Raw genomic sequence first — 24,205 nt, 5'->3', positions numbered from 1 at the left:
CATGCACACGGCAGGGTCACGACTGCCATTCTATCAGGCCGAGACGCCTGGCATACCAACACTTTCCGCCCGGGGCAGTCCGTCCCCGGAAACCTCAGGATGATTCCCCAGCGGCGCGCTGCTGCTCCTCGTGGCGCGTGCGCACGAAATCGGCATGGCTGACATGGAGCAGTTCGGCCAGGCGGCGGATGCGATGCTCTTCCAGGGCGTCCTTGTGGCCATCGGCGTAGGCCAGGGCCCACATCGCGCGCACCAGCTCGATACGTGACTCGGCGTCGCACTCGTCACGGATCAGGCGCACGAAACGGTGATGGTCCACCGAGGCTTCGGTTTCCTGCTGGGCCAGCTCCATCAGCTCGCTCAGCACCTGCTCCTCGAGCCCGAAACGTTGACGCAGCTCCTCGCGCAAGGCTTCGAGCTCGGCAGGCTCGAGGCGGTAGTCGGCGCGCATCACCTCGCATAACAAGGCCGCAGTGGCCAGCGCCAGGCTCGGCGGCTCCGCGGAGGACGACTGCGCCGTCATGTCGTTGATCCAGCGTTGCAATGAGGCCAGCATGACAAGACTCCTGTTGCTCATAATGGGCAAGCGTTGCTGCCCAACGAGGCAGACGCTTCATGCACGGATCGACCGCGGAATCGCCATCGGGTTCCCCATCCGTGCCCGGCGCCGCGCCCTCCAGGCAACGCACGCGACGACGCCCGGCTGAGCCGGCACAGGCGCCGAAGCCTGCCGGGCTCGCTGCCTCTCCATTCATTGCCCCGCGAGAGATGACATGCCACGTTTTGCCGACCACCTGTATCATCCCGGCCCCGATAACCCCTTCCCCGGCATCTGGGTGCTGCAACGCCGCCTGGGGCGCACCATCCCCCACCGGCTGGGCTCCAACGAGGGCCTGGACATGCCGCATGCGGCGCTGCGCCGCCACTTCGGCGATGCCATGGTCGAGCATGCCTATTGTTACGGGGATTCCGAGGCGCTCGGCGTGCGTGAGCGGCTGTCACAGCAGCAGGGTATTCCGCTTGAGGCCTTGCTGGTGGATGCGGGCGCCGACAGCCTGCTGGCCCTGGCGTTGCGAGCGGTTGCCCCGGCCGGGCAAAGCGTGATCAGCTCCGCCGGCACCTATCCGACCTTCGGCTATTTTGCCCGCGGCCAGGGATGTCGGCTGGTCGAGGTGGCCTACCACGAGGATGAACACGGCCTCTCGCCGGACCTGCAAGCCCTGGCGGAGGCGGCTCACCAGGAAGAGGCGCGCCTGGTCTATCTGGCCAATCCGGACAACCCGAGTGGTCACCTGCATACCGATGACGCCGTCAAGGCGCTTCGCCGGGCTCTACCGGAGGACTGCTGGCTGCTTCTCGACGAGGCCTATCATGACTTTCGGCCGGATGCTGACACGCCCATTGCTCGTGAGGTCATGCCAGGTGTGATTCGTTGCCGAACGCTTTCCAAGGCGCATGGCATGGCCGGCATGCGCATTGGTTATGCGATCGCCGAGCCCGAAACGCTGTACATGTTGATGAAGGTGCGAATTCACTATGCCGTCTCGGCCCTAACTCTGGCCGCCGCCGAGGTGGTGCTCGACCATCCCGACGAAACCCGGCAGCACATTGCCGATGTGATTGCCCGCCGCGAGGCACTGGCCGAACATTTCCGTTCCCTGGGGGCCGAAGTACTGCCGAGCGCCACCAATTTTCTGGGCATTCGGCTCTCCAGTGCCGAGCTGGCCGGACAGGTCCATGGTGAATTGCTGGCGGAAGGCAAGTTGATTGCCCGCCCGGCGCATCCCGACCTGGGCCATGTGCTGCGCATCTCGGCGGTAGCCGACGCCCTGACGCCCGGCCGCCTGGCCACGCTGGAGCGCGCCCTGCAGGACGGATGACTCGGCGCTCAGGGAAACGCAATCCTCAGACGGGTTGGTGCAGGGAATCACCACGCCCCACCGCGTAATACATCAGGCCCGCCCGGCGAACGGTCTCGGGGTTGTAGAGGTTGCGGCCGTCGACCACCACCGGCATGCCGAGTTGGTCCTTCAGCCAGTCGAAGTCGACCATGCGGAAGACCTTCCACTCGGTGCAGATGACCAGCGCATCGGCCCCTTCGACGGCGGCCTCACGGGTCTCGGCGAGGCTCAGATCATCGCGCTGACCGTAGATCCTCCGGCACTCGTCCATGGCCTCCGGGTCGAAGGCACGCACCCGCGCCCCGACCCGCCACAGAGATTCCATCAGGAGGCGACTCGGGGCGTCACGCATGTCATCGGTATTGGGCTTGAAGGACAGGCCCCAGACAGCAATGGTGCGTCCGGCCAGATCGCCGTCGAAGGCCCGCTCGAGCTTGTCGAACAGCGTCTGCTTCTGGCGCTGGTTGACGCCTTCCACCGCGCTGAGCAATTCCGCCTGATAGTCGACATCACCGGCCGTGCGCGTCAGGGCACGCACATCCTTGGGAAAACAGGAGCCGCCGTAGCCACAGCCGGGGTAGATGAAGTGGTAGCCGATACGCGGATCCGAGCCGATACCGCGTCGCACCTGCTCGACATCCGCGCCCAGGCGCTCGGCCAGATTGGCGATCTCGTTCATGAAACTGATCTTGGTGGCGAGCATGGCGTTGGCCGCGTACTTGGTCAACTCGGCGGCACGCACGTCCATGAACATCAGCTTTTCCTGCAGGCGGATATAGGGGCCGTAGCAGTCGCGCATCAGCTCACGCACGCGTTCGGACTCGGTACCAACGACGATGCGGGCACCATGCGAGAAATCCTCGATGGCGGCTCCCTCCTTAAGGAACTCCGGGTTCGAGCAGACCTCGAACTCGAGGCTCGCGCCGCGCTGCTCGAGTACTTCCTTGATCGTGTGGCGCACGCGACCAGCGGTGCCGACCGGCACAGTGGACTTGTCGATCACCACCTTGAAGTCGTTCATGTGCTCGCCGATGGTCCGGGCCACCGAAAGCACGTACTGCAGATCGGCACTGCCGTCTTCGTCCGGGGGCGTGCCCACCGCGATGAACTGCAGAGTGCCGAATTCGACGGCTCGATCCGCCCGGGTCGTGAACGCCAATCGTTCCGAGGCCATGTTGTGACTCACCAACTCTTCCAGCCCCGGCTCGTAGATGGGAATCTCTCCAGCTTCCAGGCGTGCGATCTTGTCGGCATCGACATCCATGCACAGCACCTCATGCCCCACATCCGCCAGGCAGGCTCCCGTGACGAGGCCCACATACCCGGTACCAAAAATCGTGATCTTCATTCCCTTTATTCCCCAGCTGGACGCTTGTTCACTGACTCTCGCCGCGTGGCCGACATGCTAGCCCGCTTTGGCCGGCCATGAAAGCGCCATAGCGGCGCCACCGGGCGCGTGGCGCACTGACATCAATGCTCAGGCCCAGGGCTCGGCCTCGATCACCAGGTTACGTGGCGTCAGTTGGCGGTCACAGAAGGTACCCAGACGCACGTCAAAGCCCGCCTCTTCCATAAGCCTGACCCGATCCAGCGCCAGCCAGACCTCCAGAGGACGCCGAAAGACATGCCGCACCAGTTCGAGGCGCGTGACCTCAGCCAGCCGGCGCCAGCCCTCGGCTTCATGCGCCGCCCAATCGATTGTGCCGGGCAGCTCCACCGCCTTGCGTTCGCCAGCCCAGCGGCAGAAGCCAGCGAAGGTTGTCGGCAACTGGCCATAGGCCAGGCTGGGCACAGGCAGATAACGGTCGCGCCCGGTGAGCGAACGCTGCAGGGCATCGAAGCCCAGGCGCCAGGCATTGGCCAGGCGCCGCTCGCGACGCACCTTACCGGGGGCCGTGACGGTCTCCTGCACCGCCATGGCAAGGTCGTCCCGTGACATCGACCAGTTCATCTCGCGGCGGGCCTGACACGATATTGGCTGGTACCAGGCGTCGGCCGTGCGCTGGTAACAGCAGGGAGCCAGGGTCACGGCACCGCGCCGGCGGGCGGCCAGATGCAGCAGCCTCACATGCAGATCCCCGCAGGCGTGCAGCGCCATGACACGCCGCTCTTCGTTCAGCCAGCACTCGGCATCCGCGGCCATAACATCCTGCTGATGTAGCCTTACCGCAGCCGACTGGTGATACGCCAGCGCCCCGCCCGCCTCGCAGAGCGCGGGCTGCCACTCCAGGGCGTCGACCGGCCTGTCATGCCAACGCGCCAGCCCTCGCGCCAGATGCCCCTTGCCCGCGCACCACTCCAGCAGTGGCCGGTCGGCACTGACCAGGGGCGCAAAGGCCTGAATCTGCCGCCACTTGCGACCGCCGACGAAGACGCCCCAGCCATCGGGCAGTGTCGGCTCGCCACCTGCAGCGAGATCCGGCAGCTCGACCAGAGTGGCCAGTTCCTCGACGGGTAGCCATTGCGACAGCGCGCTGGCCGAGAGCGGCGCATCCTGCAGGCGCTCGGCCTCGGCATCGGACAAGTCGCGCAGGGCCGCGGCCAGCTCGCCGTGGTCTGCCTCCCAGGGCAGCAGGGGATGCTGGAACGGCAGTGGCTGCCAGACACTGTGCCAAGCCTCCAGCACCTCGCCCAGACGACGCAAGCGTGTGGCATGGTCGAGCGTCCCGCCGTCAGTGGCCACCGTGACCTCGGAGGCCCGGCAGGCCGCATGGCTCGGCGTCATATCGCATTGCGCAGCCCCAGCTCATAGGGATGCGGATCCAGGTAGGACTGCTGAAGGATGTAGTCCGAACCGTGACGTTTCAGATAGTGATTCAGCAGGCGCATGGGCACGGCCAGCGGCACCTGTTCGAGGCGATACTCTTCGATGGATTGGCGCAGATCGCGTCGCGTCTGGCCATCCAGGGCATGCTTCAGATACCCCAGCACATGCATCAACGCATTGGTGTGCGACTTGCGCGTGGCCGGCCGCGAGATCGCCTGCATAAAGGCTTGCAGATAGTAGTGGCGGGTCTCGGCCAGTGGCCGCTGATGCGCTTCTGCCAGATAGCGCCCCAGCTCGCGATAGGCCGACACTCGGTGGGCCATCAGCAAAAACTTCTGGCGACTGTGGAACTGCAGCATGGCGTGATGGCTGGGATCCGGCTCGACGTTGCGCTTCCAGTCATCCAGGGCGTAGATGCGCGAGATGAAGTTCTCGCGCAGCCCCAGGTCATTGAGCCTGGCCTCTTCTTCCAGCGGCAGCTCGGGGAAATGCTCGCGCATGACGCGCACGAAGGCGCCGGAATCCGTGTGACTCGGCATGCCGTTCTCGTGGTAGACCTTGACCCTTTCCAGGCCGCAACTCGGCGACCCCTTCATGAGAATGAAACCACGCAGGTGACGATGCGCCCCGACGAAGTCGATGCCGACCTGCTCGATACTCGCCGTGACATCCCGCTCGGTGTTCTGGGTGCCACGCACACGGGGTGTCTCACCGGCACGGCCGACCAGCCGCACAGGCTCCCGGGGAACACCGAGCCCGGCTTCCAGCTCTGGGCAGAAGGTCTCGAAGCGCAGCCGTTCTCCGAGCACCTCCAGGCAGTAACGCGACCGCTTGTGACCGCCGTTGTAACGCACCTCGGCACCGGTCAGGCAGGCGCTGATGCCCACCGGAATGGCGGTATCAGATGCGGCTTGCTGCATGTCGCACTCCTGTGATCTGCGGCTTTTCCTCCATACAGGATAACGTCAGACAGGGGCCTGCGCGATTGCCGTGGCCACCGGCCAGCACCCGCATGCCGCAACCAGCGTGTCCTCATCGGGCACCCTATTAGTCGCCTAACTAATAGCGAACAGTGTTTGATTAGTATAGAATACGCCGCGATTTCGCCCCATTCTCCCTCCAGACCTCAGGATGCCTCAGTCATGCTGACTCGCCATCGTGACCCCTACTGGCCCCGGCACAGCGCCCGGTGGCCAGGTTCTTGCGTGCTCGCTTTCTGTATCTTGCTGTTCAGCCCCCTTGCCCAGGCAGCTTCCGCCGGCGAGCTGGACCTGACCTATACCATCCCCGGCTTTATCGCCGTCACCCTCTTCCTCGCCGCCTATGCCCTGGTCATGGCCGAGGAAAAGCTGCACATGCGCAAATCCAAGCCGGTGCTCGTCGCCGCCGGTCTGATCTGGGCGCTCATCGGCTGGACCTACATGCGCTCGGGCCTGCCCAATACCGCGGAAGAGGCCTTCAGCGACACCCTGCTGGAATACAGTGAACTGCTGCTCTTCCTGCTGGTGGCCATGACCTACATCAATGCCATGGAAGAGCGCCGCGTCTTCGAGAAGTTGCGCGCCTGGCTGATCGAGACGGGCTTCAGCTATCGCTCGCTGTTCTGGATCACCGGCATTCTGGCCTTCTGGATCTCGACCATCGCCAACAACCTGACCACCGCCATGCTGATGTGCGCCGTGGTGCTCAAGGTGGCCGAGGGCGACAAGCGCTTCATCAACATCTGCTGTGTGAACATCGTGGTGGCTGCCAATGCCGGCGGCGCCTTCAGTCCCTTCGGTGACATCACCACCCTGATGGTCTGGCAGGCCAAGCTGGTGGAGTTCCAGCAGTTTTTCAAGCTCTTGGGACCCTCGCTGGTCAACTATCTGGTGCCGGCCGTCGTCATGAGCCTGTTCATCAAGAACCGCAAGCCGGCGGCCCTGGAAGAGGACATCTGGCTCAAGCGCGGTGCGCGGCGCATCGTTGGCCTGTTTCTGGTGACCATCGTCATCTCGGTGCTCTGCCACACCATGCTCAACCTGCCGCCGGCACTGGGCATGATGACCGGCCTTGGCTTCCTGCAGTTCTTCGGCTTCTACCTGCGGCGCAGCCTGCCCCGCTCACTGGAGCGCAAACGCACGCGCTACAGCAAGCGCGGGGACTGGCGCAAGCTCGAAGCGCTGGGCAGCGTGGTGCCATTCGATGTCTTCACTCGTGTGGCGCGCTCCGAGTGGGACACCCTGCTGTTCTTCTATGGCGTGGTGATGTCGGTGGGCGGCCTCGGCTTCATGGGCTACCTGAGCCTGTTGTCCGAGACGCTCTACACGGGCTGGGACCCGGTCTGGGCCAATATCGTGCTGGGCATGATCTCGGCGGTGGTCGACAACATCCCGGTGATGTTCGCGGTGATCTCCATGGAGCCCGACATGTCCCTGGGCAACTGGTTGCTGATCACCCTGACCGCCGGCGTCGGCGGCAGCCTGCTGTCGGTGGGCTCCGCCGCCGGCGTGGCCTTGATGGGTCAGGCACGCGGCATTTACACCTTTGCCGGCCACATGCGCTGGGCACCGATCATCGCCCTGGGCTACGCGGCCAGTGTGGTGGCGCACATGCTGATCAACGCCGAGAGTTTCGCGGTCTTCCTCTGATGTGCCGGGCAGGGCCCGCCGCCCGGCCTGCCGGGCGGTGCATCCTTTGGCGCGGGCCGTGGTCGAGCCGTGCCTGGGGGCACGACGCACTCAGGAATGCAGCCGTTTCTCGATGTCCTCCAGAATGGCGGGATCATCGATGGTCGAGGGGACGGCGTAGTCTTCGCCATCGGCGATGTCGCGCAGCACCCGCCGCAGGATCTTGCCGGAACGCGTCTTGGGCAGGCGCTCGACGATTTCGGCACGCTGAAAGCAGGCCACCGCGCCGATCCGCTGACGTACCATCTCGACCAGCGCGTCTTCCAGGTCATCGGCCGCGATGGTCGCGCCATCCTTGAGCAACACCAGGCCAACGGGGAGCTGGCCGCGCAACTCATCGCGCACGCCGATCACGCAGCACTCGGCCACGGCCGGATGCGCCGCCACCACCTCCTCCATCTCGCTGGTGGACAAGCGATGACCCGCCACATTGATCACGTCATCCATGCGCCCCATGATGAAGACGTTGCCTTGTGCATCGCGGTAACCGCCATCCCCCGAGTAATAGTAGCCGGGTACGGGATCGAGGTAGGCGTGGCGAAAACGCTCATCATCGCCCCAGATGGTCGTCAGACATCCCGGTGGCAACGGCAGGCGAACCGCCACCTGCCCCTGCTCGCCGGGGCCTACGGGCTGGCCGCTGGCATCCAGAATGGCCACATCGAACCCCGGCGTGGGCATACCGGCCGAGCCGGGCTGCGTCGGTAGCTTCTCGATCCCCACCGGATTGCAGCAGATGGCCCAGCCAGTCTCGGTCTGCCACCAGTGATCCAGTATCGGCAGGCCAGTCTTGTCGCTCAGCCACGCATGGGTAGTAGGGTCCAGGCGTTCACCGGCCAGCAGGATGCGTTTCAGGCATCGGATGTCATACCGGGACAGCTCCTCTGCCTCGGGATCTTCCTTGCGCACGGCGCGGAACGCCGTCGGAGCGGTAAACAGCACATTGACGCCATGCTCTGCGCAGACGCGCCAGAAGGCCCCGGCATCCGGGGTCTTCACCGGCTTGCCCTCGTAGAGGATGGTGGTGCAACCGGTGATCAGCGGGCCATAGACGATATAGCTGTGGCCCACCACCCAGCCCACATCCGAGGCGGCCCAGAACACATCGCCGGGACTGGCGTCATAGACCACGGCCATGCTGTAGCGCATGGCCACGGCATGACCGCCATTGTCGCGCACCACCCCCTTTGGCTTGCCGGTGGTGCCGGACGTATACAGAATGTACAGCGGATCCGTCGCGCGCACCGGCACCGGCTCGACGGCCTGGCCAGCGGCCTCGAGCTCGGCCCAGTCGAAGTCCCGGCCGGCCTGCAGTTCAGCACTGGCCTGTGGCCGCGCAAAGACGATGCACGCCTCCGGCTGGTGCACGGACTCTTCCAGAGCCGCATCCACCAGCGGCTTGTAGGCGATGACGCGATCCACCTCGATCCCGCAGGAAGCCGTCAGCACGACCCTGGGCTGGGCATCGTCGATGCGCACCGCCAGTTCGTGCGCCGCGAAACCACCAAACACCACCGAATGGATGGCACCCAGCCGGGCACAGGCCAACATGCCGATCACCGCCTCCGGGATCATCGGCATGTACAGGATCACCCTGTCACCCGGTCCCACTCCCTTGTCACGCAGCGCCCCGGCAAAACATGCTACCCGTGCGGTAAGTTCGGCATAGGTGAAGCGCTGGACCGTGCCCGTGACGGGGGAGTCATGAATCAGCGCCAGCTGATCACCCCGGCCGGCCCGGACCTGCGCATCAAGCGCTAGATCGGCGGTGTTGAGCCTGCCGTCGGGAAACCAGTCATGGTGGCCATCCTCACGCCGCGACACAATGGTCTCGGGAGCCTCGAACCAGTCTATCCAGGACGCTTTGTCCCGCCAGAAGGCCTCCGGCTGTTCGATGGACGCTGAGTAGGTCTCTGAGTAACGCATAGGGGCACCACTGTTGTTGTATGGGTAATCGATGCCCTCAATGTCTAATGTGACGGGTTGCTTCGCCAGACGACGATAGGCTAAGGAAGGTGCCAGGGGGATGTCATACTCCCCCGCAATATCAGCCGCATGTTAAGGTCATCATCTGCCTTGTCAGTTTACTCGTACCGATGGAAACCCATGTCGAGCAAGATCTACTGCATCGCCAGCTTCAAGCCCAAGCCCGGGCAGGAAGCCGCCGCCTTCTCCGCCCTGCAGGCACTTGAGCCGAACACCCATCGCGAGGACGGCTGCCTGCGCTATACCGTGACGCGGCGTATCGAGAGCCCCTTTGCCCAGGGCGACAGCTACCCCATCGTCTTCCACGAGACCTGGGCCAACCGCGAGGCCTTCGAAGCGCATTGCCAGCGCCGCGAGATCCAGGCGTTCTTCGAGGAACAGGTGCAGTCGCCGGACGGCCTGATCGAGGAAGCCAATGTCTGCGTCTACAGTGATGAGCCCGCCGAGTTCGATGCCCCCGCCCTGCCCTCCTGAGCGGCAAGGCATGATGCATGACACCCCCGCGACAGGAGACAGACCGTGACGGTCATTCGAGTCGAAGACCTGTCCAAGGTCTATGACAGCGGCTTCCAGGCCCTGAAAGGCATCGACCTGGACATTCAGCGCGGCGAGATCTTCGCCCTGCTGGGCCCCAACGGGGCCGGCAAGACCACCCTGATCAGTGTGATCTGCGGCCTGGTCAATGCCAGCGGAGGCCGGGTGCTGGTGGACGGCCACGACAACGTGAGCGACTACCGCGAGGCCCGCTCGCGCATCGGCCTGGTGCCCCAGGAGCTGACCGGCGAAGCCTTCTCCACGGTCTGGGACACGGTCAGCTTCAGTCGCGGCCTGTTCGGCAAGCCCGCCTCGCCACTGCACATCGAGAAGACGCTGCGCTCGCTGAGCCTCTGGGAAAAGCGCCGCAACAAGCTGATCACGCTTTCCGGCGGCATGAAACGCCGGGTGCTGATCGCCAAGGCCCTGGCCCATGAGCCGCAGATCCTCTTCCTCGACGAGCCCACCGCCGGCGTCGACGTCGAGCTGCGCCGCGACATGTGGGATGTGGTGCGCCAGCTTCGCGAGAATGGCGTCACCATCATTCTCACCACCCACTACATCGAGGAGGCCGAGGAAATGGCCGACCGCATCGGCGTGATACGCGCCGGTGAGCTGGTGCTGGTGGAGGAGAAGCGAGAGCTGATGCGCAAGCTGGGCAGCAAAGCCCTGACCCTGCACCTCAGCGAGCCGCTGTCGGGCATCCCGGAGGCCCTGGCCGACCACAACCTGACGATTGCCGATGACGGCCATGCCCTGGTGTATACCTACGATGCCTCGCGCCCCGGCGAGAGTGAGGGCGACCCAGCGGCCATCGCCGAGCTGCTGGCCGACCTGCAGGCCGCTGGCATCCACTTCAAGGACCTGCACACCCGGCAGAGCTCCCTGGAGGAAATCTTCGTCAGCCTGGTGCAGGAGAACGCATGAACTTCCGATCCGTGAAGACCCTCTACGCCGCCGAGATGGCCCGCAGCCTGCGCACGATCCTGCAGAGCATCGTCTCGCCGGTCATCTCGACCTCACTGTATTTCGTGGTCTTCGGTGCGGCCATCGGCACCCGCATCAGCGAGGTGGACGGCGTCAGCTACGGGGCCTTCATCGTCCCCGGGCTGATCATGCTGATGCTGCTGACCCAGAGTGTGTCCAACGCCTCCTTCGGCATCTTCTTCCCGCGCTTCACCGGCACCATCTACGAGATCCTCTCGGCGCCGGTCTCCTACTTCGAGGTGGTGCTCGGCTATGTGGGCGCGGCGGCCACCAAGTCGATCGTCCTGGGGCTGATCGTGCTGGCCACGGCGCGGCTCTTTGTGCCCTTCGAGATCGCGCACCCCTTCATGATGCTGCTGTTCCTGGTGCTGACCTCGCTGACCTTCAGCCTGCTGGGCTTCATCATCGGCATCTGGGCCGACGGCTTCGAGAAGCTGCAACTGGTGCCGCTGCTGGTCATCACGCCGCTGACCTTCCTGGGCGGCACCTTCTACTCCATCGACATGCTGCCACCGGCCTGGCAGATCGTGACCCTGGCCAACCCGGTGGTCTACCTGGTCAGCGGCTTCCGCTGGAGCTTCTACGGCATGGGCGATGTCAGCATCTGGGCCAGTCTGGGCATGATCGCCCTCTTCCTGACCATCTCGCTGGCCGTGGTCAACTGGATCTTTCGCAGCGGCTATGGTCTCAAGCCTTAAGCGCGACCCGCGCTGAATCGCGCTGGGCTGTCTGACGCATTCGGGGCAGCCCCGGCCGGGGATGATGCGGTATCATCGCCGGCCGTCATCCGCGAGCCGCGAGGTCCTCATGCCCATCCTGCACAGCATCATTCATCGCATCGACACATCCGGCGAACAGGGCGCGCGCGTCGTGCCGGCGGAAGGCGAGCTGGCGGCCTCCGCGACCCTCGATGACCTGCTCGCCGAACTCAACACCGCCTATCACGCCAAGGCCAAGGATTGGGGACAGTTCAGCGACGAGACCTCAGCCCGTCTGCCCCGCGCCCTGGCCAGCTTCCTCGACGGTGAGCTGGACTTCACCACCTTGACCCGCGAACTGGCCAGTGCCATCGCCCCGCTGATTGATGCCCACCTGCCGCTGGGCGGCCACCTCCTGATCATCGATCACCAAAAGGGCGAGTCCCGCTACCTGCTCATGGCCCTGCTCCTCCAGCGCGACGGCTTCGGCATCGGCGATCATCTCGACATCGTGCCCAGCCCGCAGCTCAACCTGGCGCAAATGACGCTGGGCGCCAGGATCGACATCACCCAGTGGCGTCAGGGCAACGCCTCACACCCATATCTCTCCTACACCCGGGATCGCGGCGGCCGCAAGCTTGCCGATGCCTTCGCCGAGGTGCTCGGCGCCAGCCAGCCGGTGGACACACCCCAGGAAACCCGAACCCTGCTCAAGGCGTTCAGCGATTACGTGGAAAGCACCGACATGGCGGAGGAAACCAGCCGCGAGAAGACCGACGCCTTGATCGGCTACGCCAGCGAACAGGCCAGCCGCGGCGAGCCCATGACCCTGGACGAACTCTCGGAAGTCGTCGACGAACAGCAACCCAAGGCCTTCTACGACCACATCCGTAACAGCGACTACGGCCTGTCACCGGAAATCCCCCCGGACAAGCGCACCCTCAAGGCCTTCAAACGCTTCACCGGCCGCGCCGCCGGCGTCTCCATCAGCTTCGACTCCCACCTGCTCGGCGCCGCGGTGGAATACGACGAGGAAAACGACCGGCTGATCATCAAGCAGGTACCCCAGGGCCTGCGCAAGCAGTTGAAGAAGGGGGAGTAGGATGAGCTGTAAGCTGTAAGCCGTAAGTCAAGGGCAAGAGGGAAGAAGGAAGAAGGAAGAAGGAAGAAGGAAGAAGGAAGAAGGAAGAAGGAAGAAGGAAGAAGGAAGAAGGAAGAAGGAAGAAGGAAGAAGGAAGAAGGAAGAAGGAAGAAGGAAGAAGGAAGAAGCCAGGCTGATGCCAGGGGTTGTGGTGTCAAGAGTTTTCTTCCAGGCGCGAAGCGCCGTTCTTCCCTCTTCAAGGCGCGTAGCGCCGTTCTTCCCTCTTCCAGGCGCGTAGCGCCGTTCTTCCCTCTTCGAGGCGTGAAGCGCCGTTCTTCCCTCTTCAAGGCGCATAGCGCCGTTCTTCCCTCTTCACTCTCGCTGCGGCGCCAGCCGCGTTCTTCCAGCTTCAAGCTCATTTCCCTAGCGCTGACTGAGCGCCAGCTTCACCCCCAACCCCACAAACACCCCGCCCAGGCTTTTTTCCAGCCAGCGGCCGAGGCGCTTCTGGTTCTGCATGGCGCGGGCGATGCGGGCGCTGAGCAGCACCAGCGGTGGTTCGATGGCGGCGGCGACGGCGATGATCAAGGCGCCGTGAAAGGCGAGCTGCAGCGCGGCGGGGCCGGCTCCCGGCACCACGAACTGGGGCAGGAAGGCCAGGAAGAAGATGGCCACCTTGGGGTTGAGCGCCGAGACCAGGATGCCCTGGCGGTAGATGGCGCCGGTTTTCGGCGTGCTGGCCACGCTGACGTCGGGCGCATCGCCGTTGTCGCGGCTCAACAGGATCTGCAGGCCCAGCCAGATCAAGTAGGCGGCCCCCACCCACTTGACCAGCGAGAAGGCCAGCGCCGAGGTGGCGAGTATCGCCGACAGGCCCAGTGCCGCCATCGCCACATGCAACGCCGCCCCGCTCCACACGCCGAACATGGCCGCCACACCACCGCGTCGCCCATGCCGCGCCGTCTGGCCGAGGATGAAGGCCATGTCCGGTCCCGGCGAGAGGTTCAGCAGGACCGCGGTCGAGAGAAAGGCCATCCAGTGGGCGAGTGAATAGGTCAGCATGGCGCTCTGGCTCCTGTGGTGATCAGACAAGCTGCACATGCCTCGAGCTTGCCTGCCGGACCACGCCCGGGCAAGTGGTGCTGCACCCGCGAAGACCCTGGCCAGACGCCCTGCTCTGCGCCCCACAAGTGCGCATACAGGCCCTTGGATGCCTCCCAATGGTGCAGCACAGCATGAAAAGGCGGCGACCCAATTTCCTGGATCGCCGCCTTCGAATAGATATCTTGTTGTTTTTGTTGATTGACCCACTATCCTAGCATGCTTTTCGGATAGTAAAAGGTGTGAGCTGGCGTGCTCCTCTTGTGTCCCCTTCGGGGGACATTTTTTTGGGTGGCCGGAAAACCGACGACCGAATTCGCTGTCGTTGTTGATGTATATGAAACGCCATATCGGCGACGCCAACAATCCGACCTTGGTGGCAGTTTTCCTCCTGCCGCCCTTCCCTGCCTTGCCACGCCACCCGGGATCAGGACGGACTGCGGGTCTGGCCCCGGGAAGATTGTCGCCGCCCCCCACCTTCCGTACACTCGTTTGAATTTCGCTCCTTCTTCCTGCGAGGCAACTCATGGCGTTCGACAGCAGCGCGACCTATGTCGCCACCGAGTCCCTGAAACAGGCGGTCAACGCCGCGGTCACCCTGCAGCGCCCGCTGCTGGTCAAGGGCGAGCCCGGCACCGGCAAGACATTGCTGGCCGAGGAACTGGCGGCTTCCCTGGACACCCAACTGATCACCTGGCATATCAAGTCGACCACCAAGGCCGCCCAGGGCCTCTATGAATACGATGCGGTCAGCCGGCTGCGCGACTCGCAGCTGGGCATCGAGGGCGTCGAGAACGTGGCCAACTACCTGCATCCCGGCAAGCTGTGGGAGGCCTTCACCAGCGACCGGCGCGTGGTGCTGCTGATCGACGAGATCGACAAGGCGGATATCGAGTTCCCCAACGACCTGCTGCAGGAACTCGACCGCATGGAGTTCCACGTCTACGAGACCGGCGAGACCATCCGGGCCCGGCACCGCCCGGTGGTGGTGATCACCTCCAACAACGAGAAGGAACTGCCCGACGCCTTCCTGCGCCGCTGTTTCTTCCACTACATCGACTTTCCCGACAGGGCGACCATGCAGTCCATCGTCGATGTGCACTTCCCGGACATCGCCCCTCAGCTGGTCAGCCGGGCACTGGAAGTCTTCTTCGAGCTGCGCGAGGCGCCGGGGCTCAAGAAGAAGCCTTCGACCTCGGAGCTGGTCGACTGGCTGAAGCTGCTGATGGCCGATGAATTGGCCCAGGAGACCCTGCACCAGCGCGACCCCGCCAGTGCCCTGCCGCCCATGGCCGGGGCCCTGGTCAAGAACGAGCAGGACACCCAGTTGCTTGAGCGCCTGGCCTTCATGATGCGTCGGCAGAGGCGCTGAGCGCCATGTTCATCGGCCTGTTCGAATCCCTGCGGCGCTTCGAGGTGCCGGTCTCGCTGCGCGAGCTTCTCGACCTCAATGCGGCGCTCGAGCACGACGTGGTGTTCGCCGACCTCGATGCCTTCTATCATCTCGCGCGCACCGTGATGATCAAGGACGAGCGGCATTTCGACCGCTTCGATCGCGCCTTCGCCGCCTGGCTGGAAGGTGTGCAGGCGCAGGACGCCTCCATCGACGCCCTGATCCCGGATGACTGGCTGCGCCGCGAGTTCGAGAAACGGCTCAGCGAGGCAGAGAAGGCTCAGGTCGAGTCGCTGGGCGGCCTGGATGCCCTGCTCGAGACCTTCAAGCAGCGCCTCGAGGAACAGAAGGAGCGCCATGCCGGCGGCAACAAGTGGATCGGTACCGGCGGCACCAGCCCTTTCGGTGCCCATGGTTACCATCCCGAGGGGATCCGCATCGGCCAGGACGGCTCTCGCCATCGCCGCGCCGCCAAGGTCTGGGATGAGCGCCGCTACCGCGACTATGACGCCGACCGCGAGCTCGGCACCCGCAACATCAAGATGGCGCTGCGGCGCTTGCGGCGCTTTGCCCGCCAGGGAGCGGCGGAAGAGTTCGATGTCGACACCACGATTCGCGATACCGCGCGCAACGGCGGGCTGCTCAGCGTGCGCATGCGCCCCGAGCGGCGCAATGCCGTGAAGGTGCTGCTGTTCCTCGATGTGGGCGGCTCCATGGATGACCATATCCGTGACTGCGAGGCGCTGTTCTCCGCCGCCCGCGCCGAGTTCAAGCACCTCGAACACTTCTATTTCCACAACTGCCTGTATGAAGGCGTCTGGCATTCCAATGGTAGCTGGCAATCGCGTCATCAACAGGCGCGCCTGCCCACCCGGGAGCTGCTCAATACCTATGGCGCCGACTATCAGGTGATCGTGGTCGGCGATGCCGCCATGTCGCCCTTCGAGATCACTCATCCCTGGGGCAGCGTCGAACACATGAACGACGAGCCCGGCGCCGTCTGGCTGCAGCGCCTGACCCACGCCTTCCCCAGACTGGTGTGGCTGAACCCCATGCCGCGTCGTCACTGGGAGTACACGCACTCCACCCGGTTGATCCGCGAGTTGATCGAGGACCGCATGTATCCGATGACGCTGGCGGGGTTGGAGGACGCCATGACGGAGCTCGCAAGATGAATCAGCGCTTCCCGGCCTGGTCGGCACGCCGCCCGATAGCCTTTTTGGGCTATATCATTAAATAATAGCCTTTAATGGCTATAATTCGATGGTATAGCTTATTTGGGCTATAATGTGAGCCACATTCCCGTGGATGCCTACTCATGACGCAAGCCATTGCGGTGCTGACCGGCGATATCATCGACTCTCGCGGCCTGGATGATAGCCAGGCCCTGTTCGCGGTGCTGGACGAGACCCTCGAGCGCCTGGCCCGGGCCCATGACGGTCGCTTCGAGCGTTTCCGCGGCGACGGCTTTCAACTGGCCCTGCCCGAGCCCGCCGCGGCCCTGGAAGCCGCCGTGATGCTGCGCGCCGGACTGATCCACCAGGGTCAAGACCAACGCTGGGATGCGCGCATCGCCATCGCCGTGGGCGAGGATGACTGGCAGCCCGAGGCGCCCCTGGCGGCCGCCGATGGCCCCGTCTTCGTGGCATCGGGACAGGGGCTCGACACTATGGCGGAGGACACCCACCTCAGCCTGACGCGCCCGGATGCCGAGCCGGACCCGGGCCTAGGTCTGCTGTTACGCTATGTCGATGAGCTGATCGAGGGCTGGACGACGCACGCCGCCGAGATTTCCCACCTGCGGCTGTGGCACGATGAATCCCAGCAGGCCCTGGCCAGGCGCCTGGGCATTCGCCAGCCCAGCGTGCACAAGCGGCTGCGGACCGCTCGCTGGGCACTGCTCGGCGATACACTGGCCTACTTCCGCGAACGACTGGCCATGGAGGGCCCAACCCGATGACCACCGCACCCCTGCTCGGCTTGCTGCTGGCGCATCTGCTGGGCGACTTCCTGCTGCAGCCGAAACACTGGGTCGACTCCCGCCAGCAGGACGGCATCCGCTCCACGGCCCTCTATCTGCATGCCGGCCTGCACGGCCTGCTGGTGCTGCCGGTGCTGGGTCTGGCGGGGGCCGGCGTGGGCTTCGCCATCCTGGCGGCGCTGGTGGTGGCCGTCAGCCATTGGCTGATCGATCTGGGCAAGGCACAACTGGCGGCGGACAAGCTGCGCTGGTTCCTGCTCGACCAGGCCCTGCACGTGCTGGTACTGGTGGCGGTCTGGGCCGTCTGGCTGGACGACAGCGCCCCGCTGCAGGCCGCCGCAGCCTGGCTCACCCGCCCCGAGACCCTGGGCCTGCTGCTGACCTACCTGATCGTCACGCGGCCGCTATCGCTGGCCATCGCGCTGGCCCTGCGGCCCTGGAGTCAGGATGTCAGTGACCAGGGCACCCTGGTGGCGGCCGGGGCGCGCATCGGCATGCTCGAACGGCTGCTGGTGCTGACCCTGGTGCTGCAGCACGAGCTGATTGCCGTGGGCTTCCTGCTGACCGCCAAGTCGGTACTGCGCTACGGCGACCTGCGCGAACGCAAGGAGCGCAAGCTCACCGAGTACGTGCTGCTGGGCACGCTGCTGAGCGTCTCCCTGACACTGGTGATCGGCCTGCTGGCGCGCTCGCTGATCTGGGGCGGCTGACACATGCGGCGCGCCTGGCTGATGCATTCGGCACCCGCGCGGTTCACGCTGCTGCTGGCACTGACGGCCGGGCTGGCCGGCTGCCAGCCGGGCCCGAAGAGCGGCACGTCTTCCAGTTGGTCGTCCACACGGCCGCGCGGCTCTGGGCCCTGCTCGAAGGTTATCGACCCTACGCGCTGGAGGCCTTGCCATAATCGTCGGCGTACCGTTGTTCGTGGCCACCATGGTCTGGTTAGCCTCTGGGGTCTGGTTAGCCTCTGGGTGTTGCGACAGCGTCACTGAGTGGCCGCTGCGCGCTCGCCGGATGGGCAGCCACGCCACAGCCTGATAGGCTCATGGCCAGCCCCGGGCCAGGCCCGGGGCCCGACATCCCGCCGCGATGCCGAGGAGACAAGCCATGCCGCAACCCCGACTGACGACCTGCCAGGGCGCCGAGATCACCCCCTACCTGGAAGGGCTCGCCGACCTACGCATTCGCGTGTTCCGCGACTTCCCCTATCTCTATGACGGCGATCCGGCCTATGAGGGCGAATATCTCAAGCGTTATGCCGAGAACCCGCGCAGCCTCTTCGTGCTGGCGCTGGATGGCGAGCGGCTGGTCGGCGCCTCCACGGCGCAGCCGCTGAGCGATGAGGTCGAGGAATTCCGCGCGCCCTTCGAGGCCCAGGGCTACCGGGTCGCCGATGTCTTCTATTACGGCGAGTCGGTGCTGCTGCCCGAGTATCGCGGACACGGCCTCGGGCATGCCTTCATGGATGCCCGCGAGCAGCACGCCGCGGCCGCCGGCTATGCCTGGGTGGCCTTCTGTGCCGTGGAGCGCCCGGCGGATCACCCCCTCAAGCCGGCAGACTACCGCCCGCTGCATGACTTCTGGCAAGGGCGCGGCTACCAGCGACACCCCGAACTGGCCACCAGCTTTGCCTGGAAGGACGTCGGACACACCGAGGAGACTGACAAACCCATGGTGTTCTGGCTCAATCGCATCGACAACATTCGGGAGGCGTCGGCATGACGCGTCACTCGCTGCGGGTCGCCACCGCCCAGTACCCCATCGAGGCCTTCGACGACATCGAGTCCTTTCGTCACAAGGCCGCACGCTGGGTGCGTGACGCCGCCAGCCGGGGCGCCGAACTGCTGGTCTTTCCGGAGTACGGCGGCATGGAACTGACCTCGCTGCTGCCCGAGGCCGAACGCGACGATATCCGGGCTCAGCGGCACGGCCTGCAGGCCTGGCGGGAGGTCTTCCACGAGACCTGGCGGGAGCTGGCCATGGCGCATGGCGTGACCCTGCTGGCGCCCTCGCTGCCCTGGGCCATCGACGACGATCACTTCGTCAATCGCGCCTGGCTGTTCACCCCGGATGGCCGCTTCGACCATCAGGACAAGCAGCTGATGACGCGCTTCGAGCGGGGCGACTGGGGCATCTCGCCGGGTGACGGCCTGCGCGTCTTCGACACCCCGGCCGGTAAACTGGGCGTACTGATCTGCTATGACAGCGAGTTTCCGCTGCTGGCCCGGGCGCTGATCGACGCCGGTGCCGAACTGCTGCTGGTACCCAGCTGCACCGACACCCAGGCCGGCTACCAGCGCGTGCGCCTGAGCTCCCAGGCCCGCGCCATCGAGCAGCAGGTGGCGGTGATTCATTCGCCGACCATCGGCGAGGCCCTGTGGTCGCCGGCGGTGGACATCAATATCGGCCATGCCGCCGTCTACACGCCCTGCGATCACGGCTTCCCGCCGGACGGCATTCTGGTGCAGAGCGCCGACGCCACGCCGGGCTGGCAGTTCGCCACCCTCGACCTGGCCACCATCGCCGCACTGCGCGACACCGGCCAGGTCGACAACCACGCCGACTGGCTGCGTCAGGCCCAGCGGCTTGCCGATGGCATCGAGGTACGCCAGCTGGTCTAGGCATCCCGGCTCCTTTTGCCGCCATCCACGCCAGGTCGTACAATGCCGCTTTAATAGCCACAAACCAACAAGCTCTCACGGACCCCTCATGCGCGCCAGTCAACTGTTGATCGCCACTCTGAAGGAAACGCCCGCCGACGCCGATATCGTCAGTCATCAGTTGATGCTGCGCGCGGGAATGATTCGTCGCCTCAACGCCGGCCTCTATACCTGGCTGCCGCTGGGGCTGCGTACGCTGCGCAAGGTCGAGAACATCGTCCGCGAGGAGATGGATCGCGCCCATGCCCAGGAAGTGCTGATGCCGGCCATTCAGCCAGCCGACCTGTGGCAGGAATCCGGTCGCTGGGACCAGTACGGCAACCTGCTGCTGCGCATCCGCGACCGGCACGACCGCGACTTCTGCTATGGCCCGACCCACGAGGAAGTCATCACCGATCTGGTGCGCAACGAGATCCGCTCCTACAAGCAGGTGCCCTCGAACTTCTACCAGATCCAGACCAAGTTCCGCGACGAGACGCGCCCGCGTTTCGGCGTGATGCGTGCCCGCGAGTTCATCATGAAGGACGCCTACTCCTTCGATGTCGACCAGGCCGGCCTGCAGCGTTCCTACGACGCCATGTACGACGCCTATGTGCGCATCTTCACGCGGCTGGGGCTGGACTTCCGTGCCGTGGAAGCCGACAACGGCGACATCGGCGGCACCGGCTCCCACGAGTTCCAGGTGCTGGCCGAGTCCGGCGAAGACGCCGTGATCTTCTCTACCGAGTCCGACTACGCCGCCAACATCGAGAAGGCCGAGGCCCTGCCCGCGCCACTGGGCGAGACGCCCGAGCGCCCTGCCCCGCAGGAAAGCCTGGAGCTGGTCGACACGCCCAACGTGAAGACCATCGCGGCGCTGGTCGAGAAGCACAACCTGCCCATCGAGAAGACCATCAAGACGCTGATGGTCAAGGGTAGCGAAGGCGGCCTCGTCGCCCTGCTGGTGCGCGGCGACCACGAGCTCAACGAGGTCAAGGCCGAGAACCTGCCCGAGGTGGCCGCGCCGCTGACCATGGGCACCGAGGAAGAAATCCGCGCCGCCGTGGGCGCTGGCCCCGGCTCGCTGGGCCCGGTCAACCTCGACATGCCGCTGGTCATCGACCGCAGCGTGGCGCTGATGAGCGACTTCGGCGCCGGCGCCAACATCGAGGACAAGCACTACTTCGGAATCAACTGGGAGCGTGACGTCGCCCTGCCCAGGGTCGCCGACCTGCGCAACGTCGTCGAAGGCGACCCCTCGCCGGACGGCAAGGGTACCCTGGCCATCGCCCGCGGCATCGAGGTCGGCCACGTCTTCCAGCTGGGCACCAAGTACTCCACGGCGATGAACGCCACCGTGCTGGACGAAAACGGCAAGGCCGTGCCGCTGCTGATGGGTTGCTACGGCATCGGCGTGACCCGCGTGGTCGCCGCCGCCATCGAGCAGAACCACGACGACGCCGGCATCATCTGGCCCGACGCCATCGCCCCCTACAACGTCGCCCTGGTGCCGATGAACGCCCACAAGTCGCAGCGCGTGCGCGACGAAAGCGAACGCCTCTACCAGGCCTTCAGCGACGCCGGTATCGACGTGCTGCTCGACGACCGCGACCTGCGCCCCGGCGTGCGCTTCGCCGACCAGGAACTGATGGGCATCCCCCACCGCATCGTCATTGGCGACCGCAGCCTCGACAACGGCGAGCTGGAATACAAGGGCCGCCGCGATAGCGAAGCCACCATGATCCCGATCGACGACATCGTCAGCGTGCTGAAAGACAAGATCGCCGGTTGATCCGGTAGCAGCGCTTCCCAGCGTCAGACGTAAAGAACCCGCCGACCTCGAGCACACACTCGAGACCGGCGGGTTCCTTTTGCGTGGGCCGGCATTGCCGGCAAGGCGGTAACGCCATGGAGGGGCCCGGTCAGAGCGCGCAGTGGAAGCCACTGGCTGGAGCGTGTTTCCAATCTGGATCAGGCAGGATCGGCGTCAAGGAAGTCACGTATGACCGGATTGACCAGTTCCGGGTGAGTGAGCGGCGCCATATGGCCACCCTTGGCCACGGAATGGAAAGACCAGTGAGGACAGGCCTCGGCAAGGATATCGACGATCTCGCGTATGGGAAGTCGGGTCGCCTGATCGCTGACCACTAATGTTCTCGCCGTCAGGCCCTTGCATTCCTCAATGGTGGTCTCCTCGTTCATTACGGCATCCCATTCGTGGAAGTTGGGTGGCAACGCCTTGATAAAGGCGGCTCGCCGCTTTTCGGGCATGGCACGCCACGCCCCGTCGCCTAGCCAGTAGTCGGCAAAGCGTTCCGCCACTCTTGACCAGTCTCCCAATGCGCCAAAGCATTTCACATGATCTCGCAGGCCGCATACTTCCAGTAATGCTCGCGTGCGACCGTTTTGCTGGAGCAAGTAAAACGGATTCGGTTCCAGCAGAACCAGGCTGCCAACCCTTGGCCCCAGTAGCATTGCAGCCTTAAGTGCGACCGTACCGCCGAAGGAATGCCCGACCAAATGGACAGGACCAGCTGTTTCCTCGCTCAAGGCAAGAACCGGTTGAGCCTGTGCATACAGGGACTGCGGGGAGTTTCCCGGCCAGGGGGGCGTTTCTCCGTAGCCAAATAGATTGACCGCCAGGACTCGGTAGCGGTCCTTCAGCGCCTCAGTGAGCGCCCGCCACTGCTGATTGGCGCTGACGGAGCTATGTATCAAGACGACAACCGGACCCTGTCCCTCGTCCGTGTAATCGACCTGCAAGCTTCCTCTTGTAAGGACTGGCATAGCTTACCTCCGGTCCACGTCATAGTGTCTTCCTGGTGAGAAGCCTTATGCCTTCTTCACGAAGCTCGCCGTGATCATCATCTCGCCGGCCCCATCAACCCGACAGTCGAGCTGATGGTCCTTGCCATCCTTGATGCGCCGAATGAAAGCCCGGGTGCCGATCTTCATGACCTGGGAGCTTCCCTTGACCTTGAGGTCCTTGATCAGCGTAACCCTGTCGCCTTCGGCCAGCGGATTACCATTGGCATCCTTGATGGCCACGCCCTCCTCGGGCTCGACGATCGAAGGATCCCATTCATGAGCACACTCGGGGCATACGAGAAGCCGCTGATCCTGATAGACGAATTCGGACTGGCATTGCGGGCAAGGCGGTAACGACATGGTAGTAGCTGGCTCCGGGCGGGCTGGAGGTTCAGCATACTACGATTGCACTACACTAGGTTACCCGCCAGAACTGCCCGCTGTATCCGCTCCGGGGCAAGCGCGATGTCGCCCGCTCACGGCCGCATCAAGGGGCCCTTCCTGTACCAGACCCGAATGATGGCAGCGCCGAACAGTTCGGAATCACCAGGCCATGAGGTGATTCAAGATCCGCAGACCAGTACGACCTTGCCACTCACCTCGCCCTTTTCGACCATCCGATGCGCCCGCTGGACGTCGGCTAACGGTACCCTCGCCCCAATGACTGGCTTCACCTTGCCTGACGCCAGCATGGCAAAGAGTTCGGCAAGCGTTTCCCGGTACCATGATGAATCCTTCTTGACTTCACCGGGAGTGGCGCAGAGCGTGACCCGCTTGCCGTCAGGCCAGCTATTGAGAGCGGCCATTTGCAGCATACCCAGGACCATTTGCTTCATGCCTCCGAAGCGCTCACCGGCAAAGCCATAACTGATAACACGGCCACTTTTTCGTACCGCTTTATACGAACGCCTCAGATTCGGCCCACCAAATGGATCGAACGCAGCATCAACGCCTCCCGGAATATCACGGCGGACCGCTTCAACGAAATCCTGGTTTTGATAGTCGATCGGAATCCCGCCATTTTCACGAACCGTCACATGCTTGCGGGCAGAAGCCGTACCGTACATTGTCAGGTCAAGCAGACCGCCCAATTGCAGGAGCGCGGTGCCGACGCCCCCCGCGGCAGCGTGAATCAACACGGTTTCCCCGTGATGAAGCTGCCCCTTTTCATGAAGAAGGGCATGGGCCGTTAAATAATTGAGGATCAGGCTGACTGCTTCCACGGGGTCCAGCTCATCCGGGACAGGAACCAACAGCTCATGGGGCACACATGCGTACTCAGCGTAACAACCAAATTCAGGATTCAGCGCCGCCACATACTGGCCTGTTTCAATGCCGACAACGTCGCCACCCACCTGCTCAACGATGCCCACAAGGTCATAACCCGGTGTAAAAGGCACACCCGGGGCCAAGGGATAGCCTCCGTGTTGGGCCATGACGTCAGCATAACCCACTCCCGCCGCCAACACCCTGACACAAACCTCTCCTCCACCCGGCTGGGGAATCGCCTCTTGGACCGTATCGAGGACATCCACACCGCCATGGCCGGTAATGACGACACGCTGATAATGGCTCATGAGTAGCTTCCTTTCCTGAATTCAATCAATAAGTGCAGCACCTGCAGTGTCCAGGCCTCCTGAGTACTCTCCCAAGAACACCT

23 protein-coding genes are annotated in these 24,205 nt (G+C 64.4%); 13 read left to right on the top strand and 10 right to left on the bottom strand.

What is annotated here, in order from left to right; genetic code table 11:
- Window positions 1-94: 94 nt before the first annotated feature.
- Window positions 95-556, bottom strand: a complete 462-nt coding sequence (locus tag QWY74_RS12155; protein WP_264826800.1) for a tellurite resistance TerB family protein — start codon at window positions 554-556, stop codon at window positions 95-97.
- Between the two features lie 217 nt (window positions 557-773).
- On the opposite strand from QWY74_RS12155, the gene QWY74_RS12150 reads away from it, so the two are divergent.
- On the top strand, window positions 774-1,880 hold the full coding sequence (locus tag QWY74_RS12150; protein ID WP_264826798.1) for an aminotransferase class I/II-fold pyridoxal phosphate-dependent enzyme: 1,107 nt from the start codon (window positions 774-776) through the stop codon (window positions 1,878-1,880).
- A 25-nt stretch (window positions 1,881-1,905) separates the two neighbouring features.
- Here the strand turns inward: QWY74_RS12150 and QWY74_RS12145 are convergent, their stop codons facing one another.
- From QWY74_RS12145 to QWY74_RS12135, 3 genes are all read right to left on the bottom strand, one after another.
- A complete protein-coding gene (locus QWY74_RS12145; protein ID WP_290314401.1) occupies window positions 1,906-3,249 on the bottom strand; it encodes a UDP-glucose dehydrogenase family protein in 1,344 nt (447 codons plus the stop codon).
- A gap of 129 nt (window positions 3,250-3,378) precedes the next feature.
- Window positions 3,379-4,626: an SAM-dependent methyltransferase gene (locus tag QWY74_RS12140; protein ID WP_264826795.1), complete on the bottom strand. Its 1,248-nt coding sequence runs from the start codon at window positions 4,624-4,626 to the stop codon at window positions 3,379-3,381.
- Complete coding sequence (locus tag QWY74_RS12135) at window positions 4,623-5,588, bottom strand: YbgA family protein (protein WP_290314400.1); 966 nt, start codon at window positions 5,586-5,588, stop codon at window positions 4,623-4,625. The genes QWY74_RS12140 and QWY74_RS12135 overlap by 4 nt, the downstream gene beginning before the upstream one ends.
- 222 nt (window positions 5,589-5,810) lie before the next feature.
- Between QWY74_RS12135 and nhaD the strand changes: the two genes are divergently transcribed.
- Entirely contained in the window at window positions 5,811-7,298 is a 1,488-nt protein-coding gene (nhaD, locus tag QWY74_RS12130) for a sodium:proton antiporter NhaD (protein ID WP_264826793.1), read from the top strand.
- Window positions 7,299-7,388: 90 nt separating this feature from the next.
- Here the strand turns inward: nhaD and QWY74_RS12125 are convergent, their stop codons facing one another.
- Window positions 7,389-9,263, bottom strand: coding sequence for an AMP-binding protein (locus QWY74_RS12125; RefSeq protein WP_290314399.1), 1,875 nt, complete (start codon window positions 9,261-9,263; stop codon window positions 7,389-7,391).
- Between the two features lie 180 nt (window positions 9,264-9,443).
- On the opposite strand from QWY74_RS12125, the gene QWY74_RS12120 reads away from it, so the two are divergent.
- From QWY74_RS12120 to QWY74_RS12105, 4 genes are all read left to right on the top strand, one after another.
- A complete protein-coding gene (locus tag QWY74_RS12120) occupies window positions 9,444-9,797 on the top strand; it encodes a putative quinol monooxygenase (RefSeq protein ID WP_264826789.1) in 354 nt (117 codons plus the stop codon).
- Window positions 9,798-9,842: 45 nt separating this feature from the next.
- Window positions 9,843-10,784 (top strand): ABC transporter ATP-binding protein, encoded by a 942-nt coding sequence (locus QWY74_RS12115; protein ID WP_290314398.1) that lies wholly within the window; start codon window positions 9,843-9,845, stop codon window positions 10,782-10,784.
- On the top strand, window positions 10,781-11,542 hold the full coding sequence (locus QWY74_RS12110; RefSeq protein ID WP_264826787.1) for an ABC transporter permease: 762 nt from the start codon (window positions 10,781-10,783) through the stop codon (window positions 11,540-11,542). The genes QWY74_RS12115 and QWY74_RS12110 overlap by 4 nt, the downstream gene beginning before the upstream one ends.
- Before the next feature lie 109 nt (window positions 11,543-11,651).
- Window positions 11,652-12,644, top strand: coding sequence for a nucleoid-associated protein (locus QWY74_RS12105; protein ID WP_290314397.1), 993 nt, complete (start codon window positions 11,652-11,654; stop codon window positions 12,642-12,644).
- A 27-nt stretch (window positions 12,645-12,671) separates the two neighbouring features.
- On the opposite strand, the gene QWY74_RS12100 is transcribed toward QWY74_RS12105, so the two are convergent.
- Both QWY74_RS12100 and QWY74_RS12095 read right to left on the bottom strand, forming a co-directional pair.
- Complete coding sequence (locus QWY74_RS12100) at window positions 12,672-12,977, bottom strand: hypothetical protein (RefSeq protein ID WP_290314396.1); 306 nt, start codon at window positions 12,975-12,977, stop codon at window positions 12,672-12,674.
- A 69-nt stretch (window positions 12,978-13,046) separates the two neighbouring features.
- Complete coding sequence (locus tag QWY74_RS12095; RefSeq protein ID WP_264826784.1) at window positions 13,047-13,685, bottom strand: LysE family translocator; 639 nt, start codon at window positions 13,683-13,685, stop codon at window positions 13,047-13,049.
- Window positions 13,686-14,250: 565 nt separating this feature from the next.
- Between QWY74_RS12095 and QWY74_RS12090 the strand changes: the two genes are divergently transcribed.
- The 7 genes from QWY74_RS12090 (at window position 14,251) to QWY74_RS12060 (ending at window position 21,529) form a co-directional block, all read left to right on the top strand.
- On the top strand, window positions 14,251-15,096 hold the full coding sequence (locus QWY74_RS12090; RefSeq protein WP_264826782.1) for an AAA family ATPase: 846 nt from the start codon (window positions 14,251-14,253) through the stop codon (window positions 15,094-15,096).
- Between the two features lie 5 nt (window positions 15,097-15,101).
- Window positions 15,102-16,292 (top strand): vWA domain-containing protein, encoded by a 1,191-nt coding sequence (locus tag QWY74_RS12085; RefSeq protein WP_264826781.1) that lies wholly within the window; start codon window positions 15,102-15,104, stop codon window positions 16,290-16,292.
- 143 nt (window positions 16,293-16,435) lie between these two features.
- Window positions 16,436-17,077: a hypothetical protein gene (locus QWY74_RS12080; RefSeq protein ID WP_264826779.1), complete on the top strand. Its 642-nt coding sequence runs from the start codon at window positions 16,436-16,438 to the stop codon at window positions 17,075-17,077.
- Window positions 17,074-17,808: a DUF3307 domain-containing protein gene (locus QWY74_RS12075; RefSeq protein WP_264826777.1), complete on the top strand. Its 735-nt coding sequence runs from the start codon at window positions 17,074-17,076 to the stop codon at window positions 17,806-17,808. Before QWY74_RS12080 ends, QWY74_RS12075 begins: the two co-directional genes overlap by 4 nt.
- A gap of 397 nt (window positions 17,809-18,205) precedes the next feature.
- The gene (locus tag QWY74_RS12070) at window positions 18,206-18,820 is read left to right on the top strand and encodes a GNAT family N-acetyltransferase (RefSeq protein WP_290314395.1); all 615 of its coding nucleotides are present in this window, start codon (window positions 18,206-18,208) and stop codon (window positions 18,818-18,820) included.
- Window positions 18,817-19,719: a carbon-nitrogen hydrolase family protein gene (locus tag QWY74_RS12065; RefSeq protein ID WP_290314394.1), complete on the top strand. Its 903-nt coding sequence runs from the start codon at window positions 18,817-18,819 to the stop codon at window positions 19,717-19,719. The genes QWY74_RS12070 and QWY74_RS12065 overlap by 4 nt, the downstream gene beginning before the upstream one ends.
- An 88-nt stretch (window positions 19,720-19,807) precedes the next feature.
- Window positions 19,808-21,529 carry a proline--tRNA ligase gene (locus QWY74_RS12060; RefSeq protein ID WP_290314393.1) on the top strand — a complete coding sequence of 574 codons (1,722 nt, stop codon included), beginning with the start codon at window positions 19,808-19,810 and terminating at the stop codon, window positions 21,527-21,529.
- A 179-nt stretch (window positions 21,530-21,708) separates the two neighbouring features.
- On the opposite strand, the gene QWY74_RS12055 is transcribed toward QWY74_RS12060, so the two are convergent.
- The 3 genes from QWY74_RS12055 to QWY74_RS12045 form a co-directional block, all read right to left on the bottom strand.
- A complete protein-coding gene (locus tag QWY74_RS12055) occupies window positions 21,709-22,500 on the bottom strand; it encodes an alpha/beta fold hydrolase (protein ID WP_290314391.1) in 792 nt (263 codons plus the stop codon).
- 69 nt (window positions 22,501-22,569) lie between these two features.
- Entirely contained in the window at window positions 22,570-22,905 is a 336-nt protein-coding gene (locus tag QWY74_RS12050) for a zinc ribbon domain-containing protein YjdM (RefSeq protein ID WP_290314390.1), read from the bottom strand.
- Between the two features lie 203 nt (window positions 22,906-23,108).
- Entirely contained in the window at window positions 23,109-24,122 is a 1,014-nt protein-coding gene (locus QWY74_RS12045) for a medium chain dehydrogenase/reductase family protein (protein ID WP_290314389.1), read from the bottom strand.
- Window positions 24,123-24,205 lie beyond the last annotated feature (83 nt).

It is taken from the genome of Halomonas almeriensis (assembly GCF_030409235.1).
GTDB lineage: Bacteria > Pseudomonadota > Gammaproteobacteria > Pseudomonadales > Halomonadaceae > Halomonas > Halomonas almeriensis.
The sequence above is the reverse complement of the archived record's forward strand: the minus strand, read 5'-3'. Positions and strand labels throughout refer to the sequence as shown.

Excerpts from the sequence above, each read along its gene's own strand:
- QWY74_RS12155 (WP_264826800.1), bottom strand. The coding sequence starts at position 556 with ATGCTGGCCTCATTGCAACGCTGGATCAACGACATGACGGCGCAGTCG.
- QWY74_RS12150 (WP_264826798.1), top strand. The coding sequence starts at position 774 with ATGCCACGTTTTGCCGACCACCTGTATCATCCCGGCCCCGATAACCCC.
- QWY74_RS12145 (WP_290314401.1), bottom strand. The coding sequence starts at position 3,249 with ATGAAGATCACGATTTTTGGTACCGGGTATGTGGGCCTCGTCACGGGA.
- QWY74_RS12140 (WP_264826795.1), bottom strand. The coding sequence starts at position 4,626 with ATGACGCCGAGCCATGCGGCCTGCCGGGCCTCCGAGGTCACGGTGGCC.
- QWY74_RS12135 (WP_290314400.1), bottom strand. The coding sequence starts at position 5,588 with ATGCAGCAAGCCGCATCTGATACCGCCATTCCGGTGGGCATCAGCGCC.
- nhaD (WP_264826793.1), top strand. The coding sequence starts at position 5,811 with ATGCTGACTCGCCATCGTGACCCCTACTGGCCCCGGCACAGCGCCCGG.
- QWY74_RS12125 (WP_290314399.1), bottom strand. The coding sequence starts at position 9,263 with ATGCGTTACTCAGAGACCTACTCAGCGTCCATCGAACAGCCGGAGGCC.
- QWY74_RS12120 (WP_264826789.1), top strand. The coding sequence starts at position 9,444 with ATGTCGAGCAAGATCTACTGCATCGCCAGCTTCAAGCCCAAGCCCGGG.
- QWY74_RS12110 (WP_264826787.1), top strand. The coding sequence starts at position 10,781 with ATGAACTTCCGATCCGTGAAGACCCTCTACGCCGCCGAGATGGCCCGC.
- QWY74_RS12105 (WP_290314397.1), top strand. The coding sequence starts at position 11,652 with ATGCCCATCCTGCACAGCATCATTCATCGCATCGACACATCCGGCGAA.
- QWY74_RS12100 (WP_290314396.1), bottom strand. The coding sequence starts at position 12,977 with ATGCGCCTTGAAGAGGGAAGAACGGCGCTTCACGCCTCGAAGAGGGAA.
- QWY74_RS12095 (WP_264826784.1), bottom strand. The coding sequence starts at position 13,685 with ATGCTGACCTATTCACTCGCCCACTGGATGGCCTTTCTCTCGACCGCG.
- QWY74_RS12090 (WP_264826782.1), top strand. The coding sequence starts at position 14,251 with ATGGCGTTCGACAGCAGCGCGACCTATGTCGCCACCGAGTCCCTGAAA.
- QWY74_RS12085 (WP_264826781.1), top strand. The coding sequence starts at position 15,102 with ATGTTCATCGGCCTGTTCGAATCCCTGCGGCGCTTCGAGGTGCCGGTC.
- QWY74_RS12080 (WP_264826779.1), top strand. The coding sequence starts at position 16,436 with ATGACGCAAGCCATTGCGGTGCTGACCGGCGATATCATCGACTCTCGC.
- QWY74_RS12075 (WP_264826777.1), top strand. The coding sequence starts at position 17,074 with ATGACCACCGCACCCCTGCTCGGCTTGCTGCTGGCGCATCTGCTGGGC.
- QWY74_RS12070 (WP_290314395.1), top strand. The coding sequence starts at position 18,206 with ATGCCGCAACCCCGACTGACGACCTGCCAGGGCGCCGAGATCACCCCC.
- QWY74_RS12065 (WP_290314394.1), top strand. The coding sequence starts at position 18,817 with ATGACGCGTCACTCGCTGCGGGTCGCCACCGCCCAGTACCCCATCGAG.
- QWY74_RS12060 (WP_290314393.1), top strand. The coding sequence starts at position 19,808 with ATGCGCGCCAGTCAACTGTTGATCGCCACTCTGAAGGAAACGCCCGCC.
- QWY74_RS12050 (WP_290314390.1), bottom strand. The coding sequence starts at position 22,905 with ATGTCGTTACCGCCTTGCCCGCAATGCCAGTCCGAATTCGTCTATCAG.
- QWY74_RS12045 (WP_290314389.1), bottom strand. The coding sequence starts at position 24,122 with ATGAGCCATTATCAGCGTGTCGTCATTACCGGCCATGGCGGTGTGGAT.